Annotated in this window: 17 protein-coding genes and 2 pseudogenes; 12 read left to right on the top strand and 7 right to left on the bottom strand. The window is 66.2% G+C overall.

Annotated features, from left to right (window positions below):
* Positions 1–348 precede the first annotated feature (348 nt).
* Together ACZ6YV_RS43955 and ACZ6YV_RS43950 are read left to right on the top strand one after the other, a co-directional pair.
* Complete coding sequence (locus ACZ6YV_RS43955) at positions 349–1,065, top strand: DUF4386 domain-containing protein (RefSeq protein ID WP_465515338.1); 717 nt, start codon at positions 349–351, stop codon at positions 1,063–1,065.
* Between the two features lie 19 nt (positions 1,066–1,084).
* On the top strand, positions 1,085–1,828 hold the full coding sequence (locus ACZ6YV_RS43950; RefSeq protein ID WP_465515337.1) for a DUF4386 domain-containing protein: 744 nt from the start codon (positions 1,085–1,087) through the stop codon (positions 1,826–1,828).
* Positions 1,829–2,804: 976 nt separating this feature from the next.
* Here ACZ6YV_RS43950 and ACZ6YV_RS43945 read toward each other — a convergent pair.
* The gene (locus ACZ6YV_RS43945; protein ID WP_465515336.1) at positions 2,805–4,262 is read right to left on the bottom strand and encodes a pyridoxal phosphate-dependent decarboxylase family protein; all 1,458 of its coding nucleotides are present in this window, start codon (positions 4,260–4,262) and stop codon (positions 2,805–2,807) included.
* Between the two features lie 195 nt (positions 4,263–4,457).
* Between ACZ6YV_RS43945 and ACZ6YV_RS43940 the strand changes: the two genes are divergently transcribed.
* The 5 genes and pseudogenes from ACZ6YV_RS43940 (at position 4,458) to ACZ6YV_RS43920 (ending at position 6,369) form a co-directional block, all read left to right on the top strand.
* Positions 4,458–4,748 (top strand): transposase, encoded by a 291-nt coding sequence (locus tag ACZ6YV_RS43940; protein WP_465515335.1) that lies wholly within the window; start codon positions 4,458–4,460, stop codon positions 4,746–4,748.
* Positions 4,745–4,981 (top strand): annotated as a pseudogene (locus ACZ6YV_RS43935) (IS3 family transposase); the annotation flags it as partial. The gene ACZ6YV_RS43940 and the pseudogene ACZ6YV_RS43935, both read left to right, overlap by 4 nt.
* The gene (locus tag ACZ6YV_RS43930; protein WP_465515334.1) at positions 4,923–5,630 is read left to right on the top strand and encodes an IS3 family transposase; all 708 of its coding nucleotides are present in this window, start codon (positions 4,923–4,925) and stop codon (positions 5,628–5,630) included. The pseudogene ACZ6YV_RS43935 and the gene ACZ6YV_RS43930, both read left to right, overlap by 59 nt.
* Positions 5,631–5,635: 5 nt before the next feature.
* Positions 5,636–5,755 (top strand): annotated as a pseudogene (locus ACZ6YV_RS43925) (ion channel); the annotation flags it as partial.
* A 182-nt stretch (positions 5,756–5,937) separates the two neighbouring features.
* Entirely contained in the window at positions 5,938–6,369 is a 432-nt protein-coding gene (locus ACZ6YV_RS43920) for an NAD-binding protein (protein WP_465515339.1), read from the top strand.
* A gap of 142 nt (positions 6,370–6,511) precedes the next feature.
* On the opposite strand, the gene ACZ6YV_RS43915 is transcribed toward ACZ6YV_RS43920, so the two are convergent.
* The 3 genes from ACZ6YV_RS43915 to ACZ6YV_RS43905 form a co-directional block, all read right to left on the bottom strand.
* Positions 6,512–6,727, bottom strand: coding sequence for a hypothetical protein (locus ACZ6YV_RS43915; RefSeq protein WP_465515333.1), 216 nt, complete (start codon positions 6,725–6,727; stop codon positions 6,512–6,514).
* Between the two features lie 237 nt (positions 6,728–6,964).
* Complete coding sequence (locus ACZ6YV_RS43910; RefSeq protein WP_465515332.1) at positions 6,965–8,353, bottom strand: sensor histidine kinase; 1,389 nt, start codon at positions 8,351–8,353, stop codon at positions 6,965–6,967.
* Complete coding sequence (locus tag ACZ6YV_RS43905) at positions 8,350–9,039, bottom strand: winged helix-turn-helix domain-containing protein (protein WP_465515331.1); 690 nt, start codon at positions 9,037–9,039, stop codon at positions 8,350–8,352. The genes ACZ6YV_RS43910 and ACZ6YV_RS43905 overlap by 4 nt, the downstream gene beginning before the upstream one ends.
* A gap of 159 nt (positions 9,040–9,198) precedes the next feature.
* Between ACZ6YV_RS43905 and ACZ6YV_RS43900 the strand changes: the two genes are divergently transcribed.
* Positions 9,199–9,672, top strand: a complete 474-nt coding sequence (locus ACZ6YV_RS43900; protein WP_465515330.1) for a hypothetical protein — start codon at positions 9,199–9,201, stop codon at positions 9,670–9,672.
* A gap of 77 nt (positions 9,673–9,749) precedes the next feature.
* Here the strand turns inward: ACZ6YV_RS43900 and ACZ6YV_RS43895 are convergent, their stop codons facing one another.
* Positions 9,750–11,042 (bottom strand): ArsB/NhaD family transporter, encoded by a 1,293-nt coding sequence (locus ACZ6YV_RS43895; RefSeq protein WP_465515329.1) that lies wholly within the window; start codon positions 11,040–11,042, stop codon positions 9,750–9,752.
* Between the two features lie 264 nt (positions 11,043–11,306).
* Between ACZ6YV_RS43895 and ACZ6YV_RS43890 the strand changes: the two genes are divergently transcribed.
* Positions 11,307–11,462: a hypothetical protein gene (locus tag ACZ6YV_RS43890; RefSeq protein ID WP_465515328.1), complete on the top strand. Its 156-nt coding sequence runs from the start codon at positions 11,307–11,309 to the stop codon at positions 11,460–11,462.
* Positions 11,463–11,500: 38 nt separating this feature from the next.
* Positions 11,501–11,947, top strand: a complete 447-nt coding sequence (locus ACZ6YV_RS43885) for a CBS domain-containing protein (protein ID WP_465515327.1) — start codon at positions 11,501–11,503, stop codon at positions 11,945–11,947.
* Here ACZ6YV_RS43885 and ACZ6YV_RS43880 read toward each other — a convergent pair whose 3' ends face one another.
* Both ACZ6YV_RS43880 and ACZ6YV_RS43875 read right to left on the bottom strand, forming a co-directional pair.
* On the bottom strand, positions 11,948–12,439 hold the full coding sequence (locus tag ACZ6YV_RS43880; RefSeq protein ID WP_465515326.1) for a beta-class carbonic anhydrase: 492 nt from the start codon (positions 12,437–12,439) through the stop codon (positions 11,948–11,950).
* Positions 12,436–13,941 (bottom strand): SulP family inorganic anion transporter, encoded by a 1,506-nt coding sequence (locus ACZ6YV_RS43875; protein ID WP_465515325.1) that lies wholly within the window; start codon positions 13,939–13,941, stop codon positions 12,436–12,438. The genes ACZ6YV_RS43880 and ACZ6YV_RS43875 overlap by 4 nt, the downstream gene beginning before the upstream one ends.
* Positions 13,942–14,375: 434 nt before the next feature.
* On the opposite strand from ACZ6YV_RS43875, the gene ACZ6YV_RS43870 reads away from it, so the two are divergent.
* Both ACZ6YV_RS43870 and ACZ6YV_RS43865 read left to right on the top strand, forming a co-directional pair.
* Positions 14,376–14,987 (top strand): TetR/AcrR family transcriptional regulator, encoded by a 612-nt coding sequence (locus tag ACZ6YV_RS43870; protein WP_465515324.1) that lies wholly within the window; start codon positions 14,376–14,378, stop codon positions 14,985–14,987.
* A complete protein-coding gene (locus ACZ6YV_RS43865; RefSeq protein ID WP_465515323.1) occupies positions 14,984–16,222 on the top strand; it encodes a glycosyltransferase in 1,239 nt (412 codons plus the stop codon). Before ACZ6YV_RS43870 ends, ACZ6YV_RS43865 begins: the two co-directional genes overlap by 4 nt.
* Positions 16,223–16,257 lie beyond the last annotated feature (35 nt).

The following is a 16,257-nucleotide window of genomic DNA, read 5'->3' as shown; positions in this document are numbered from 1 at the left end:
GATGTGTTCTCGGTCACAGATGGAGCCCTTCTGGGTCGCGTTCGACGACCCGATCTTGGTCCATCCATGGCTTACACGGTTGTCATGACACGGCTCTTAGTAGTTTGCCCCGACAGGCAATAGATGTCCACGCGATCACCGTTCCCGCCGTGCCAGGCCGTTCCTGACCCTGCTCTTCCTGTCATCCGCGCAACGCTCACCAGTCCCGTTCGGCCCTGTTCAGCCGCATCTCGCAGGTCTACGCTGAGGACGCGCGTCCTCCTGACGAATCCCAGGGCGCACCGGACATCCGCTCCGGACCTCGGCGGCGCTGGCAGTGTTCCGCCGACGCCCAAGGAGGCAGCGGATATGTCATCCGCTTCGCTCGACATGAAGACCGAGCGGCCGATCCGCACCGCGAGTATCACGGCCGGGGCCGGCCTGCTGCTCATGTCCGTCCTGGCAGGTTTCGGCAAGTTCGTCGCGGTGGACGGGCTGGTGACACCAGGAGACGCGGCACAGACGGCACGGGACATCACCGAGTCAGCAGGGTTGTTCCGGCTCGGTATCGTCAGTCTTGTCATGGTGATCGCGCTCGACGTCGTCGTGGCATGGGGCCTCTACCGCGTGTTCAGCCCGGTGAACCGGAATCTCTCGATGGTCGCGGCCGCGTTCAGGCTCGTGTATTCGGGCGTTTTCCTCGTCGCGATCGGACAGCTCTTCAAGCCACTTCGCCTGCTCGCGGACGATGCCTACCTTGGGGTGTTCAGCGCGGACCAGCGCAATGCCCAAGCGCTGCTGGACATCACCGCGTTCAACGACCTGTGGATGGCTTCCCTCGGCCTGTTCGGTGCTCACCTGCTCGTCCTGGGCTACCTGGCGTACCGATCAAGTTATGTGCCGAGAGTGCTGGGTGTCCTGCTGGCCATCGCGGGTCTCGGCTATGTGATCGACAGCTTCGGCGTGATGCTTTCCCCGGGTACTTGGACCGATGTCTCCACGTTCACCTTCCTCGGCGAGTTCCTCCTGGCGCTGTGGCTCGTGATCCGGGGCCCCCGGGTCGCCTCGACCGGTTCCTCCAACTGAATAGAGAGTGTGAATTCCCATGGCGGCACCCGAAAGATCGATCGCTCCTCCGGTCGCCGGCCCGCTCGCCCGGCCGAGCGGGCCGACGACGGCGTCCACCCGCAAGACCGCGGTCCTCATCGGACTGTTGTTCCTCGCCGCCACGGTCGCGTTCATCTTCGCCGATTCGCTCACCACAGAGGTCCTGAACAGCCCGGACTTCCCGACCGGAGCCTCCACACACACCGCCGCGCTGGCCACCGGTGCCCTTCTGCTGGCCGGGCAGTTCGGGGTGGTGGGCATCGCCGTTCTCCTCTTCCCACTGGTGAAACACCACGGCGAAGCACTGGCGCTGGCACACATCGGCTTCAGAGTCACCGAACTCGCCGCGAGCCTGTTCTACCTGGCCGTCCCGCTGATGGTGATCGAACTCGGAGCCGGTCTGCGTGACGGCACGATCGACGCCTCCACGTCGGCGAGTCTCGGCGCTTCGCTGAAAGCGCAGCAGGGCGTCGCCACCTTGCTGATCTATCTGGTCGTCACCGCGGCGGGCCTGTGCATGTCCATCCTGCTCCACCGATCGAGGCTCGTCCCGCGCTGGCTCGCGGTCCTCGGCATCGTCAGCTACCCGACGCTGCTGGCCGGATGCGTCCTCGACCTGTTCGGCATCGTGGACGTGACACAGGGCGTCGGGCTCGTCGCGCTGGTTCCGGGCGGCGCCTTCGAGGTAGTCCTGCCGATCTGGTTGTTCGTCAAGGGATTCACCTTCCCCAGCCCCGGCTGACAGTGGATTGCTTCACTGCCGCAAAGGGGACCGGACCGTGAAGGTGGGGGAGGTGCAGAGAGGCGCCGTCGACTTCGAGGCGGATCACCGGTTGCCACCTGTTCGGCGTCCTGGACGGCGGTCTTCCGTAGGTGCGCCAGCCGGACCCGCACCCTTTTCTGGTGCCGTTTCGTCGGATCGCCACAGTGGTGGCGGGAGATCGTTGCCGGGCCCGTGTTCCATGTTCCAGCCGCCCTCGACACGGGTCCACACTCCGGCGGACACCAGCTCGGCGACACCTGCGGACGGTTCTCTGCGGGCGACCGCGTCGAGGGCGTGATCGGGCACGAATCCGGGGGTGTGGCTTGCCGATGTCCATGCTCCCGATCGCATCCACAGGGCGAACGCCTCGTTGCTCAATTCCCGGAAAACAGGGTGGTCGACAAGGTCGGCCTGAAAGCTAAAGCTCATCTGGCAACGGTAGTGCTGAAACGGCCGGATTCGGGGAAACACACCCAGATGAGGAAAGGTCTCGGTATCGCACGGAGTTCGAATTCCGGTGCCACGTCAATTGTCCGCTGTCAGGCATTTACCCCGGATATGTCGACGGTACCGATGGTGTCAGTGTTTCTGTGCGCGGAAACCGTGGGATTCGTCGTGACATGGGCGGGATGGTGCGGCTTCATCGGTGTGGTGTGCGACCAGCGGATGCGCTCGACCCCTCGGTCGCTCAGGTGAGCACGGTTGACGGCAAATCTGGCGCTTGAGCTGACCCGGATGTTCCGCAATTCGGCGCTCTGTGATGCCGTATAGCGTCGTGATGTGGGCGAGTCCGGTATGCGCCCTGTTCGAGGAGTTCCGTGGCGGGCGAGTCCGGTCTCTGCCCTGTGCGAGGAGTTCCGTCGCGCATGGACGTACCGTGCGGTCTCCGGGTACGTCCATGCGCTGGGTGCCGGTGCGGGCGGCCTGCACGAGGGTGGCACCCCGGGTCAGTAGGTCAACTCGTGACCAGTTGCCTGCCGACGTGGAGTACCTCAGCGAGAAGGGTCTCGATATCGGCCTTGGTGGTGCGGTGCCCGCACACTGAGGCCCGGAGCGTCAGCCTGCCGTGAACTCGCACGGTGGCGAGGAACGCGTTGCCGCGGTCCTGGAGTCGCTGGGCGATCTGGGCTGTGAGTGCGTCGGCGTGCCCGGTGAAATCCTTGGGCAGGTAGCGGAAACAGATGATCGCCCAGGGACCGCCGGTGACCAGGTTAAGGTCGGGTTGCTCGCTGATCAGCTCTCGGAGCAACTGTGCGTGGCGCAGGTAGTGATCGAGCAGTTCGATCACACCCTGTTTGCCGAGTTGGTGCAGCACGGCCGAGACCGACAGTGCCCGCCCGCTGGGGCGGGTCAACTCCAGGGTGTACTCCGACAGCCACGGCCATTCGTCGTTGCCGTCCAGATAGGACGCTTGAGTGGAGAACGCCGCACGCAGGTTGTCGGCGTTGGTGACCAGTGCCGCGCCGCAGGAGATGGGGACGTTCAGTGTCTTGTGCGGGTCCACGGTCACCGAATCGAGCTCGGCGACTCCGTCATAGTGGGCTGCCAGGTCGGGGTGCACGGCGCCCAAGCCGCCGTAGGCGCCGTCGCCGTGATGCCACAGGCCGTGTTCCCGGCACAGCCGGGTGATCTCCGGCAGCGGGTCGATCGCCCCGGTGCCGACCGTCCCGAGGTTGGACACCACGCAGAACGGCATGAGTCCAGCGGCCAGATCAGTCTCGATAGCGGCCCGTAGCGCGTCGATGTCCATGCGCAGGTCGGCGGTGACCGGGATGCCCCGAATCCGCGACGGCGGTAATCCCATGGTGCGGGCGGCCTTGCTGATACTCATGTGGGTCTCGGTGGACTGGTAGCACACCAGACGGGCGTGAGCGTGGTCGTAGGCGTCGCCGTCGTTGGCGGACCTCGCTGACAAGAACCATCTTCGCGCCGCTGCCAGGCACAGCAGGTTGGCCATGGAACCGCCGCTGGTGAGTACCCCACCGGTGTGCGCGGGCAGACCGGTGAGCTCGGCCAGGGCACGTACAGCGCCTCGTTCCATGTCCACCAGTGCGTTCTCCCCGTAGCCGCAACTGGCGTTGAGGGCGCTGCCGATCAGGTTGGCGAGGATGCCGATCGGGGCGGGTGGTGTGGTGATCCAGGCGAAGAAGGCCGGGTGTCCGTTGCCTCCGGGGTAGGGCGCGACGTCGGTGTCGACGAAGTCGAGGAACTCCGACAGTGGGCGCCCGGTGTCCTGTAAGGGGGAGGCGGACAGTCGACGGCGGTGGTGTGGGGGCAGCGGGCGGGTCACGGGCTTGTCGGGCACGGCGTCGAGGTAATCGGCGACCCATTCCGCTGTGCGGAGCAGTTCTCGCCGGAAATCGGATGGCTCGACGGTCAGAGGACCTTCGACCAGGTGTTCAGTGATATGCACCGGCCGAACCTAGAACAAAGCGATCAACGTCTATGCCAGCCGCTGCCGCTGAAGCGCGGGTATCACCCAAACGTGAGGCGGTCCTCGGCTATACCTCCTGTGATGGGTTTACCACGCGCGTTTTTGGCTGTGTCGCTGCTGGAGCCGGCACATCCTCCCCTGATCCCAGACAGTGGTCTGGGGAAGGATGTCCCTGTGTCACGTTCGTCGAAGTATCCGGAGCAGTTCCGCAAGGACGCGGTCGAGTTGGTCCGTTCCTCGGATCGTCCGTTGCGTCAGGTCGCCCGCGAGCTCGGGGTGAACCACGAGACCCTGCGTAACTGGGTCAAGGTCGCTGAACGCGGGCAGGCGAAGCCGTCCGACGCGGCGTCGGAGGCGTCGGAAGGCGAGCTGCGTGCGCTGCGCAAGCGGGTGGCGGAACTGGAGCTGGAGAAGGAGATTCTCCGTAAGGCGGCCGCCTATTTCGCCAAGGAGATGGGTCGTTGACCCGCAGCTACAGGTTCATCTCCGAACACCGCGCCACTTTCGGCGTCGCCCGGCTGTGCCGAGTCCTCGGTGTTCGTCGCCCTGGGTTCTACGAATGGCTCGCCGCGGCCCCCGCACGGGCCGCCCAGGACGACCAGCTGGCCACGGAGATCGCCGAGGTCCACACCGAGCATCGTGGCGCGTACGGACGTCCGCGGGTCACCGTCGAACTGCGTCGCCGTGGCCGGCGGGTCAACCACAAACGCGTCGAGCGGATCATGCGCGAGCGCGGGATCGCCGGCATCACCCGGCATCACCCGGCGTCGGCGTCGCTCGCTGACCAAGCAGGACACGGCCGTCGCGCCGGCACCGGATCTGATCGGCCGGGACTTCACCGCCGACGCGCCCGGCGAGCGGTTCGTCGGCGACATCACCTACCTGCCCACCCAGGAAGGCTGGCTGTATCTGGCCACCGTGATCGATCTGTACAGCCGGGAAGTGGTAGGCCACGCGATGGCCGAGCACATGCGCGCAGAACTGGTGTGCGACGCGATCACTCTCGCCACCGGCCGAGGCCTGAACAGCGCAGACGCGGTCTTTCACTCCGATCGCGGCACCCAGTACACCTCGGCCGAGTTCCGCCGCACACTCGACACCGCGGGCATCCTTCCCTCGATGGGGCGTGTCGGCTCGTGCTACGACAACGCGGTCACGGAGTCGTTCTCCGCCACCCTCAAAACCGAGATCGGAACCCAGGTCTGGACCAGCCGAGATGACGCCAGACGAGCCGTCTTCGCCTACCTCGGCTACTACAACCACGACCGTCTACATTCGACACTCGACTACCGAACACCCCACGAAACCCGCATAAGCTATCGTCAAGACCTCGCCCTCGTGGCATAACCCCGGTGTCCGGTTCCCGGGGACAACCTCACTACTGGTGGTACTTCGTGGTCACCGCCGCCACGGTCGGGTACGGCGACTTCTCGCCGGAGACCACGGCAGGGCATGTCGTGGGGGCCTACGTCATCATCGGCGGGATCGCGACACTCACCACGGTGTTCACCAAGCTCGCTTCGAGGCTTGAACAGGCGAAGGGACGGCGTATGCAGGGCATGGAGGCCGTACGGGCGAGCGGGCACACGCTCCTGATCGGCTACACGGCCGGCCGTACCGACTGTGCGCGGGTGACGAAGTGCAGGTGCACCCGATGCCGTCTCAGCCGGTGGACTTCGTCCGGGGTGAACCGACCGCGGCCGACGTACTCGTCCGCGCCGCCGTCAGCGGCGCCGGCACGGTCTTGGTCGACATGCGCGACGACAACGAGGCCCTGGCCGTCGCGGTGACCGTGGACCATGCGAACCGGTCGGCACATGTCGTGGTCACGTTGCGGGACATGGAGAAGTCGGAGCTGGTCCGTTACGTGGAGCCGAGGATCAAGAGCGTGCAGTGGCACACGCCCCGGATGGTCACCGAAGAGCTGACCTCGCCCGGAATCGCCGAGGTCTACTCGGAGCTGATGACGGAAGGCGGGGCGGGGACGTACTCGGTGACGTTGCCGGCGTCGTTGGGACCGTTGAGTACCGAGAAATGCCGGATGGCACTGGGCAGAACGTATGGTGCCACGGTTCTGGCCGCGTGAACCGACGACGATCTCGTGGTCAATCCCGCATGGGACGCCGAGCTTCCGGTCGGCGCTGTCCTCTACTACGTCAGTCCACAACGCCTCGCCGACGCTGAAATCGAAACAATCTTACGAAGTTGTGGCCGGTGAAGAGGCCTCGTCAGAGGTTCTCAAGTGTCCGCAGGACCCGAAACCGGGCCAGGCGGTGCAGCATTTCGCCCATCGCGTCGGGCCGAATCTGGCCGTCGAGGTCCGCGTGGGCCGACCGGACGATGTCATGAACGGTGGATTCCGGCAGCGATGAAGCGAATTCGCGGGAAAGCCATTCGCGGACTTCGGCGGGGATGTCGTCGGTCTTGTGGTCGTGGACGGTCATGTCCCTCCTCCTTACGACGACTTCCTTCATTGTGTCGGTGGTGACGGGTCTGCACCTGACGACTGCCTGACGATTGCGGCGGAGGAGTGCAGGGTGTCGGTGGCACCGATCGGCTGGAGACCGTCGGGGTCGTGGTCGGTGCGAGGGTGGCGATCGGTTCGGGTTCGTCTTGGGCGGTCACTCCGCAGCCGCCGAGACACGACACAACCGCGAAGACGAGCACGGACGTACGGAGTGTCATGTCGTGGCCTCCGGGAGTTCGACGACGAAGCGGGCGCCGCCGCCGGGGCGGTCCTCGACCCAGACCGTGCCGCCGTGCCGGTGGACGTGGTCGGCGACGATCGCCAGTCCGAGGCCGCTTCCGGTGTCGCGGCCGCGGCGTCCGGCGTGCAGGCCACGCGCGAAGCGTTCGAAGATGCGTTCGCGCAGGGCAGGTGGGACACCGCTGCCGGCGTCGTCTACTTCGATCCGCGCTCGGTCGCCGTTCCTGCGCACGGTCACGGCGATGGCGCCCTCGCCGTAGTGGTCGGCGTTGTCGAGCAGGTTGGTGACGACCCGGTCGATGCGGCGGCGGTCGGCGGAGACGAGCGGGGTTTCGGGGTCGGTTTCGATGCGTATCCCAGCGGTGTTCCTGCTGTCGATGACGTTGCGTACGAGGGCGTCAAGATCCACCAGTTCGATCGAGTCGTCGGTGTCGTCCTGGTCGGCCCGGGAGATCTCCAGCAGGTCGACGACCATCCGCTGGAAGCGGTGCAGTTCCGAACTGAGCAGTCCCAAGGCTTTGCGGGCTGTCTCGGGCATGGCGTCCTGCCTGCGGACCATCACTTCGGTGACGTTCACCATCGTGGTGAGCGGTGAACGGAGTTCGTGGCTGACGTCGGCGGCGAAGCGTTTGTCGCGGCGCACCCGTTGTTCGAGTTGCTCGGTCGTGGTGTTGAAGCTGGTGGCCAGAGGTGCCAGATCGGGGTCGTTCTGGTGGGGAAGCCGGGTCGTCAGGTCTCCTCGCGCGACGCGGGAGGCGGCTCCACGGAGCGCGGCGAGCGGGCGGAGGGCTCGTTTGGTGGCCCAGGCGCCGAGCGCGACGCCGAACAGCGCGGCGACGATGGTGCCGGTGACGAGCAGGAAGCTGAGGTAGCGGAAGGTGCGATCCAGTTCCAGCAAGGGATACAGTTCGACGTAGATACTGCCGTCGCCGCCGACCGGGGTCGCGATAGCGAGTACGGGGATGCCGTCGGCGGCGAACCGTTGCCGGGCGGCGACGCCATTTCGAGCGCTGTCGAGAAGACTGGCGGGTACTGCTTCGGGCTGGATCTGCCGTCCGCTGGTGAGCCAGCCGTTCGGTCGTGACAGCAGGATCGAGGAGTCGGGGCCGCTGGCGAGCCCGGTCAGCAGTTCGTCGAGGTTGTCCGAGTGTTCCGCGAGTGCCTTGTCGACCAGGCCGACGTTGACTTCGGACTGCCGTGTGGTGCTTTGCTCGCGCTGGTCGAGCATGTAGCCGGTGGTCAGGTTCCAGGTCGCGACACCGAGCACGGTCATCACCAGCGCCAGGCCCAGGCCGAACGCGGCTGCCACACGCCAGCGCAGGGAAAGCCTGCGCAGGGTCGCCCGAACCGCGGCACGCGTCATGATTCGGACGCGACTTGGTATCCGCGTCCGCGCACGGTCAGCACCAGGGTCGGATTGTCGGGGTCTGGTTCGATCTTGCGGCGCAACCGTCTGATGTGGACGTCGAGCAGTCGCGTGTCGCCGAAGTAGTCGTGCCCCCATACGCGTTGAAGCAATTGCTCGCGGGTGACGACCTTGCCTTCGGCCGCGGTGAGTTCGGTCAACAGACGGAATTCGGTGCGGGTCAGGTGCACCGGTGTCCCCTCGCGATGGACGCTCTCCTCATCGGGCCGGATCTCCAGGCCGCCTACGGTGACGAGGGCAGGGGGAGGCGGCGCGGTGCGGCGGAGCAGGGCCCGGATCCGCGCCGCGAGCTCCCCGGCCACCAGCGGTTTGGTGACGTAGTCGTCCGCGCCGGCTTCGAGGCCCGCGATGACGTCTTGCGTGTCGGCGCGGGCCGTGATCACGATGATCGGCAACGCGCCCTGGTCTCGCACGGATCTGCAGACGGTGAGTCCGTCGATGCCCGGCAGCATGAGATCGAGCAGTACGACGTCGACCTGAATACGGTCGAGTAACTCCAGGCCGTCCTCGCCGGTCGCGGCGCATTCGATGTCGAATCCTTCGTCGGCCAGCGCCAGGCTCAAGGCTTCACTGATCATCGCGTCGTCTTCGACGAGAAGTACACGAGTGGACACAGTCGGCATCTCCCTTCCGCCGACCAGGCTTCCCGGCACACCAGTGCCGACGATATCAGGCCAGGCCGGGTCGACAGCCGTCGATCGTAAGGCACTCGTCAGTTGCAGGGCCCTTTTCCCGTGTCAGGGTGGAATCGCAGTCATCAAGCTCAAGGGAGGGACCACGACGTGACGACCGAGGTGTTGACAGCAGAGGTCGAAGTAGTCAATCGAATGGAGATCACTCCGGAGGTGCGGCGGAGGCGTGACGACGCGGACCGGCTCTGGGCTATCGCGGCTGAGCACCGTGTCCTGGCGGAGGAGCTGGAGGCGGGAAACAAGCCTGGCGCTTTCATCCGGGCGAAGACGCAGCGTCTGCGCGGTGAGGTGGCCGCGCACCATGGATTCGCCTATCACGAACTCGCCAACGCGGCCGAAGCGCGAGCCAGGTCCAGGGCCTTTCCGCGGGAGTCTCCACAATGGAATGCGCTGGTCGGCAGGTCGTTCGCGGCGATCCGTCGTGCAGAGGCGCATCACGAACGGGCCGCGGCGTACACGGCGAGGACGATCGGAAACGAAGCCGCCGCTCGGAGGCATGAGATGGCGGCCCAGGAAGCGGACAGCCGTGCCACGGCGTTGGCTACGGAAATGAGTTTGTCCTGACAGCGTCCGCCGCGGTGGCGGCAGTGACCATGACCGTGCCTTGTGGACGGTTGGCCGCCGGTGACTGACGCGCTGGGTCAGGCGAAGACGAAGTAGCGCAGCCAGAGGTAGGGCGCCGCGACGAGAACGGTGATCAGCGTGACGACGAGGCCTTTCTTGGTGAATTCCCAGAAGGAGATGGGGCTTCCGGCTCGGGCGGCGATGCCGAGGACGACGACGTTGGCGCTGGCGCCGATGGCGGTGGCGTTGCCGCCGAAGTCGGCGCCGAGGGCGAGTGCCCACCAGAGGGCTTCGGACTGCGTGGGATCGGCGATGCTGGTGGTGAGGTCGAGGACCAGCGGGCTCATCGTCGCGACGTAGGGGATGTTGTCGACGACGCCGGATAACACTGCTGAGACGCCGAGGATGAGCATGACGGCGAGAAGGGCGTTGTCGCCGGTGGCGTCGGCGGCGAGTTTCGCCAGATCGCCGATGACGCCGGTTTTGACCAATGCGCCGATCATGATGAAGAGACCGGCGAAGAACAGCAGCGTCTCCCATTCGACGCTGGCGAGGTAGTCCTTCGGCTTGGCCTGGGACAGGAGCACGAGGGCTCCGGCACCGAGCAGGGCGACGATCGACGGCTCGATGTGGAAGATCGAGTGGCCGACGAACGCGGTGAAGACGGCCAGGAGCACGATCCCGCATTTGACGAGAAGCCGTTTGTCGCGGATGGCTTCGCGTTCGTTGAGTGCCATGACATCGGCGACCCGTTCCGGGTCGACGGTGAAGGAACCGCGGAAGAGTCTCGGCAGGACGAGGCAGAAGACGACGATTTCGATGGCCACGATCGGTGCCATGTTGACGAGGAAGTCGTTGAAGGTCAGGCCGGCGCGGCTGCCGATGATGATGTTGGGCGGGTCGCCGATCAGAGTCGCGGCGCCGCCGATGTTCGAGGCCATGACTTCGGCGATCAGGAAGGGCACCGGTTTGATGTCGAGCCGATCGCAGACGAGCAGGGTCACGGGTGCCATCAGCAGCACCGTGGTGACGTTGTCCAGGAACGCCGAAGCGACCGCGGTGATGAGCACCAGCAGGAGCATGATCCGCAGCGGTGAGCCCTTGGCGCGCTTGGCGGCCCAGATGGCGGTGTACTCGAAGACGCCGGTCTTCCGGAGGACACCGACGATGATCATCATGCCGAGCAGCAGGAAGATGACGTCCCAGTCGACACCGGTGTCGTGGGAGTAGAACGCGTCCTCGGAACCGAGCACGCCGAGGGCGAGGACGACGCCCGCGCCGGCGAGGGCGGTGACCATCTTCGGGATCTTCTCGGTGGCGATGAACAGGTACGCCACCACGAACACCGTGATCGCGACGATGGCGCTCATGCCACGCCCTGCTGAACGAATGCCGGCCGAAGATGCTGCCAGATCACGTGTGCTCTCACCGAATCCTGTCCATGACGACTGTCCCGGCCCGGTCAGGGACGGGTGTGCCGACCAGACTTCCCGGCGCTCCAAGCGTCAAGATGCCGTAAACAAGAGCCTGGGGCAACTCGGCGGTCGCCGCCTGGTCCAGGGCACCCTGCGACGACGCCGTCCTGTACTCTGGAGTGTGCCGGAGGTCACACAGAGTCGTGAGAGGGAGAGCCTATGTCCGGACTGCTCGGCCCGCTCGCGCTGATCGCCGTGTTCGTCGTCCTGATGGTCGCCATCCGTCTCGTGCATCTACGGCAGGAGCGCGGCGAAGTATCGGATGGCGCAGGGACTTCGCCGGGGCGTAAAGAATCGGACAGTAACGACGGCTGAGCCGCGCGCGGCCGGTCGGACGGTCGTAGTCTGGCGGCATGCACGCCAGCGAGATGGCCGAGGAATTCCCGGTCGTGGACATGGATTCCGACGCGCTCGACGCGGCGAGGCTTCTCGCGGAACACCGGCTGCCTGGAATCGTCGTGACCGACCGGAACGGCTGTCCCCAATCGGTCCTGCCCGCCTCGCAGGTGGTGCGTTTCCTGGTCCCGACCTATGTGCAGGACGACCCGTCGCTCGCCGGCGTCCTCGACGAATCGATGGCCGACCGCGTCGCCGACAAGCTGGGCGGGCGCAAGGTGCGTTCGCTACTTCCCGAGGAGCCCGCCGAGCTGCCCCGGGTGAACTCCGACGACACGATCATCGAGGTCGCCGCGATCATGGCGAGGCTGCACTGCCCCCTTGTCGCGGTCATGCAGGACAAGACACTGCTCGGCGTGATCTCCGCTTCCCGGCTTCTGGAGCTGGCGCTCACCCCACAGTGACTACACGACCTCAGTCAGCGCTCCGGTCTTCACGTCGTAGACGAAACCGCGGACCTTGTCGGTGTGCAGGAGGAAGTCCGAGCGTTTCACACGCTGCATCGAGCGGCGAACGCTGTCGGACACTTCACGGAACGCTTCGACCGCCCACGTGGGGCGGAGTCCGGTGTCGGCTTCCAGTTCGTCCTTGAAGTCGTCTTCGGTCACCAAGGACAGCCCGCAGTTCGTGTGCTGCACGATCATCACTTCGCGGGTGCCCAGTTTGCGCTGGCTCAGCGCGAGTGACCGGATCACGTCGTCGGTGACCACGCCGCCCGCGTTGCGCAGCACGTGTGACTCACCCTGGGTGAGACCGAAGATCTCGAACACCCGAACGCGCGCGTCCATACAGGTCAGGATGGTCACCTGCAGGGACGGCTGCGGCGATCGCCGATCACCTGCCACCATGTCGCCGAGTTCGTGGTTCCGCGTGAGCAGTATGTCGATCGCGGTCATGCCTCTCCGTCGTTCGGTCGTTTCGTGGCCGCGGTTCCGGGTGTGCCGTTCCTGATGACGGTGGTGAGTTTGTCGCGCTGGTCGTCGTTCGCGAGCGCGGTCAATTTGTGCTCGACGTGTGGCGGCAGCTCTGTGAAGTCGAGTTCCACGTCGGATCTGTGGGAGTGGTCGATGAAGGTCAGCAGTCCCTTGGCTCCGGACATGTCCATGTAGCTCACTTTTCGCAGGCTGAGCGACAGTTTCGGCTCGTCGTCGCGCAATCTGGTCAAGACGCCGTCGATGGAAAGGAACGACAGCGGACCCTCGATGCGGTAGGTGCCGGTCTCGTCGTAGACGACCGACGCCCTGCTTCGCCGCGATTGCGCGAAATGCACGACGAGCGCCACCGCCACGCCGACCGCGACCGCCACGGTCAGATCGACGAGGACCGTGATGATCATCGTCGCGAACATCACGACGACGTCGCCCCGAGGGCTGACATGCACTTTGCGGAGACTTTCCCAGTCGAACATGCCGATCGCGGTCAGGATCAAGATGCCCGACAGCACGGCGAGCGGGATGTACTGGACGACCGCGCCGAGACCGGCCACCAGTGCCAGCAGGATGACGCTGTGGGTCGCGGCGGACAGCGCGGTGCGGCCGCCGCTCCGGACGTTGACCACGGACCGTACGGTCGCGCCCGCGCTGGCCAAGCCGCCGAACAGCCCGCTGGCCATATTGCCGAGACCCTGGCCGACCAGTTCGCGGTTACTGAGGTGCCTGCGGCCGGTGATGTTGTCCATGACGACCGAGGTCAGCAAGGAGTCGATCGAGCCCAGCAGTGCGATGCTCAGGGCGGGCAGCACGAGGGTGAGAAGCAGCGAGCCGCTGAACTCGGGGAAGGTGATCGAGGGGATCGACTCCGGGATCTGGCCGATGTACTCGATCGTGCCGTTGAGCGAGACCGGCCCGATCCGCACGTTCTGCAGGAAAGGCTCGGCGAACGACAGGATCGCCGTGATCGACACGAGCGCGATCAGGCTCGCCGGGATGGACTTGACCACCCGCGCGGCCACGAGCATCAGCACGATCGTGGCCGCCACCACCAGGAAACTCTTCTGTACCTGATCGATCTCGCCCAGGATGATGATCAGCGCGATGCCGCCCATGAACCCGGACACCACCGGATGCGGGATGAAGCGGATGAGGGAACCGAGCCGGCACAGGCCGAACAGGATCTGAAGCGCGCCGGCCATGATGAACGCGAGGAACGCGCCCTCGAGTCCGTGCGTGGCGATGACCCCGGTGGCGACCACCGTGATCGGACCGGTCGGACCGGTCACCTGCGCCGGTGTTCCTCCGAAGACGGCGGCGAAGAAGCCGGCGAAGATCGCGCCGTACAGGCCGACGAGCGCGCCTTCGGAGGTGCCGGTCGCGGTGATGCCGAAGGCGATCGCCAGTGGCAGCGCCACGATCGCCACGGTCAGCCCGGCAAGAAGTTCTCTGGCGAAACGCTGGAGCATCGGTCCCCGCTCGTCGGCATGCGTCTAACCCGGCCCTCGGTGGGCCAAGCCGCCGACCAGACTTCCCGGCACTCCTAGGTGTAAAGATGCCCTAAAGAAGCGTAAAGATACAGTAAAGGACATTTAAGGTCGAGATCATCACGCCGACGGCCTAGTCGCCGCAGCTCGGTCCGTGACCTTCTCCCCGCTCGGCCTCCTGAACTGGCTGTTGTCGAGCATGACGACAACATCGTGGAAGTCGCCGCGATGATGGCCCGGCTGCGTTGCCCGCTGGCCGGTACTGCGTGACGACACGACGATCGGTGTGGTCACGGCGTCCCGGCTGCTGGAACTGGTGCTCTCGCCGAACTGACTATTCGTCCGAAGGCCCCTCCGTGCGGGCGGAAATCGGCCGCGCCTTGACCGAGGCTGAACAAATGTTCAATACTCTGAACATGAGTTCAGCCTCTGATCTGACCGCACGGGCCCGTATCCGTGACGCCGCGTTGACCAGGTTCGGCGCCGACGGCGTCGCCGGGACCTCGGTGCGTGCGATAGCCGCGGATGCCGGGGTGTCGCCGGGCTTGGTGCTGCACCATTTCGGGTCGAAGGACGGGTTGCGGCAGGCATGCGACGAGCATGTGCTCGATTCGATCCGGGGCGGAGGTGAGGCAGGCGAGGATGCGCTGGCCGAGGTGCTGCAGGCAGCCACGCCGGTGCGGCGTTACCTGGCCCGGGCGTTTCTGGACGGGTCGGGCGGGGCGTCGGCGTTGTTCACCGAGATCGTGGAGCGCACCGAGGCGTGGCTGGCCGATGGCGAGCGGGAGGGCTGGGTCCACCCGGCGGACGACTCGCGTGCACGCGCGGTGGTCTATGTGTCCTGGCTGCTGGCGCCGCTCGTGCTCGGCGACCACGTCGGCCGGTTGCTCGGCGGGGACCCCGCGGAGACCGCGACCGCGGTCCGCGGTGCCAGAGCGGGTCTGGAGATCCTCACCAACGGCCTGTTCACCGACGACCGCTGGCTGACCGCCTATGCCGCTGTCAACGACCAGGAGCGGTCGAAGTGAGGGCGCTGCTGGTCACCCACGGCACCCGTGGCGACGTACAGCCGATGCTCGCTCTCGCGGTCGCTCTGCGCGATCGCGGGCACGAGGTGTTGCTAGCCGCGCCGGACTCGTTCGCCGATGCCGCCGGCGAGTACGACATCGAGTTCGCGGCGCTGGGGGAAGGGCCGAACCGGCTGATGAACGATCCGGTGGTGCAGGAAGCCATCGAAGGTGGATACCGGGGTATGAGGGGCAAGATCACCGCTGTGCGGACGGCGAGGCGAGTCAAGCCGTTGATGGCGGAGGTCCTGCACGACGTCGGTGTGGTCGCGAAGACCTCTCGTGCCGATGTCGTCGTGCACACGACCGGGGTACCCGCTCACCACGCGGCCGAGATGCTCGGCGTCCCCGCGGTGGTCGTCGCGTTGCAGCCCGGCTGGATCCCCACCGGCGAGTTCCCTTGCCCGATGGTTCCTTTGCCCCGCCTGCCGAAGATTCTCAATCGTGCCACGTATCTCGCGGTGGGTGCCGTCCTGCGGATGTACGCCGGTATCACCGCGACTTGGCGTACCACCGAACTCGGGTTGCCGCGCCGCCGGGGAATGCACGACATCCTGCACGACGCCGACGGCGGCAACCGACCGGTCTTGCAGGCGTTCAGCCGCCAGGTCGTCCTCTCAGACTCGGATTGGCCGGATTCGTTGCACACCACCGGCTTCTGGTATCTCTCCGCCGCGACAGGATGGGAGCCACCTGCGGCGTTGCGGGACTTTCTCGACGCCGGCCCCGATCCGGTCTACATCGGGTTCGGCAGCATGGCGGGCAGGGACTCGCGCCGGACCCGTGCGGTGGTCGAGGAAGCCGTCCGCCGGGCCGGGGTGCGCGCGGTGCTCGCCACCGGCTGGGGCGGTATCGCCGCGGACGCCGGTACCGGCGATCTGTTCGTGCTCGATCACGCGCCGCACGATTGGCTGTTCCCGCGGATGAGCGCGGTGGTGCATCACGGGGGTGGCGGCACGACCGGTGCCGCGCTGGCCGCGGGCAGGTCGCAGGTGGTGTGCCCGTTCGTCGCCGACCAGCCGTACTGGGCGAACCGCATGCATGCCGTCGGTGTCGCCCCGCCCCCGGTACGCCAGCAGCACCTCACGGTCGACCGGCTCACCGCGGCGCTGCGACTGGCCACCGGTGACACCGGGTGTCCTGTCCGCCCGAACTTTGCGGAGCTTCACCGCGCTGAGCTGCGGTCCGAAAAGTAGGTCCGGACGATGATCGTTCGGGTTGTCCGGACCTA

This window comes from Amycolatopsis sp. NPDC102522 (genome assembly GCF_055584485.1).
This window is presented reverse-complemented; position numbering and strand designations above follow the sequence as displayed.

Excerpts from the sequence above, each read along its gene's own strand:
- ACZ6YV_RS43955 (WP_465515338.1), top strand. The coding sequence starts at position 349 with ATGTCATCCGCTTCGCTCGACATGAAGACCGAGCGGCCGATCCGCACC.
- ACZ6YV_RS43950 (WP_465515337.1), top strand. The coding sequence starts at position 1,085 with ATGGCGGCACCCGAAAGATCGATCGCTCCTCCGGTCGCCGGCCCGCTC.
- ACZ6YV_RS43920 (WP_465515339.1), top strand. The coding sequence starts at position 5,938 with ATGCCGTCTCAGCCGGTGGACTTCGTCCGGGGTGAACCGACCGCGGCC.
- ACZ6YV_RS43915 (WP_465515333.1), bottom strand. The coding sequence starts at position 6,727 with ATGACCGTCCACGACCACAAGACCGACGACATCCCCGCCGAAGTCCGC.
- ACZ6YV_RS43910 (WP_465515332.1), bottom strand. The coding sequence starts at position 8,353 with ATGACGCGTGCCGCGGTTCGGGCGACCCTGCGCAGGCTTTCCCTGCGC.
- ACZ6YV_RS43905 (WP_465515331.1), bottom strand. The coding sequence starts at position 9,039 with ATGCCGACTGTGTCCACTCGTGTACTTCTCGTCGAAGACGACGCGATG.
- ACZ6YV_RS43895 (WP_465515329.1), bottom strand. The coding sequence starts at position 11,042 with ATGAGCGCCATCGTCGCGATCACGGTGTTCGTGGTGGCGTACCTGTTC.
- ACZ6YV_RS43890 (WP_465515328.1), top strand. The coding sequence starts at position 11,307 with ATGTCCGGACTGCTCGGCCCGCTCGCGCTGATCGCCGTGTTCGTCGTC.
- ACZ6YV_RS43885 (WP_465515327.1), top strand. The coding sequence starts at position 11,501 with ATGCACGCCAGCGAGATGGCCGAGGAATTCCCGGTCGTGGACATGGAT.
- ACZ6YV_RS43880 (WP_465515326.1), bottom strand. The coding sequence starts at position 12,439 with ATGACCGCGATCGACATACTGCTCACGCGGAACCACGAACTCGGCGAC.
- ACZ6YV_RS43875 (WP_465515325.1), bottom strand. The coding sequence starts at position 13,941 with ATGCTCCAGCGTTTCGCCAGAGAACTTCTTGCCGGGCTGACCGTGGCG.
- ACZ6YV_RS43870 (WP_465515324.1), top strand. The coding sequence starts at position 14,376 with ATGAGTTCAGCCTCTGATCTGACCGCACGGGCCCGTATCCGTGACGCC.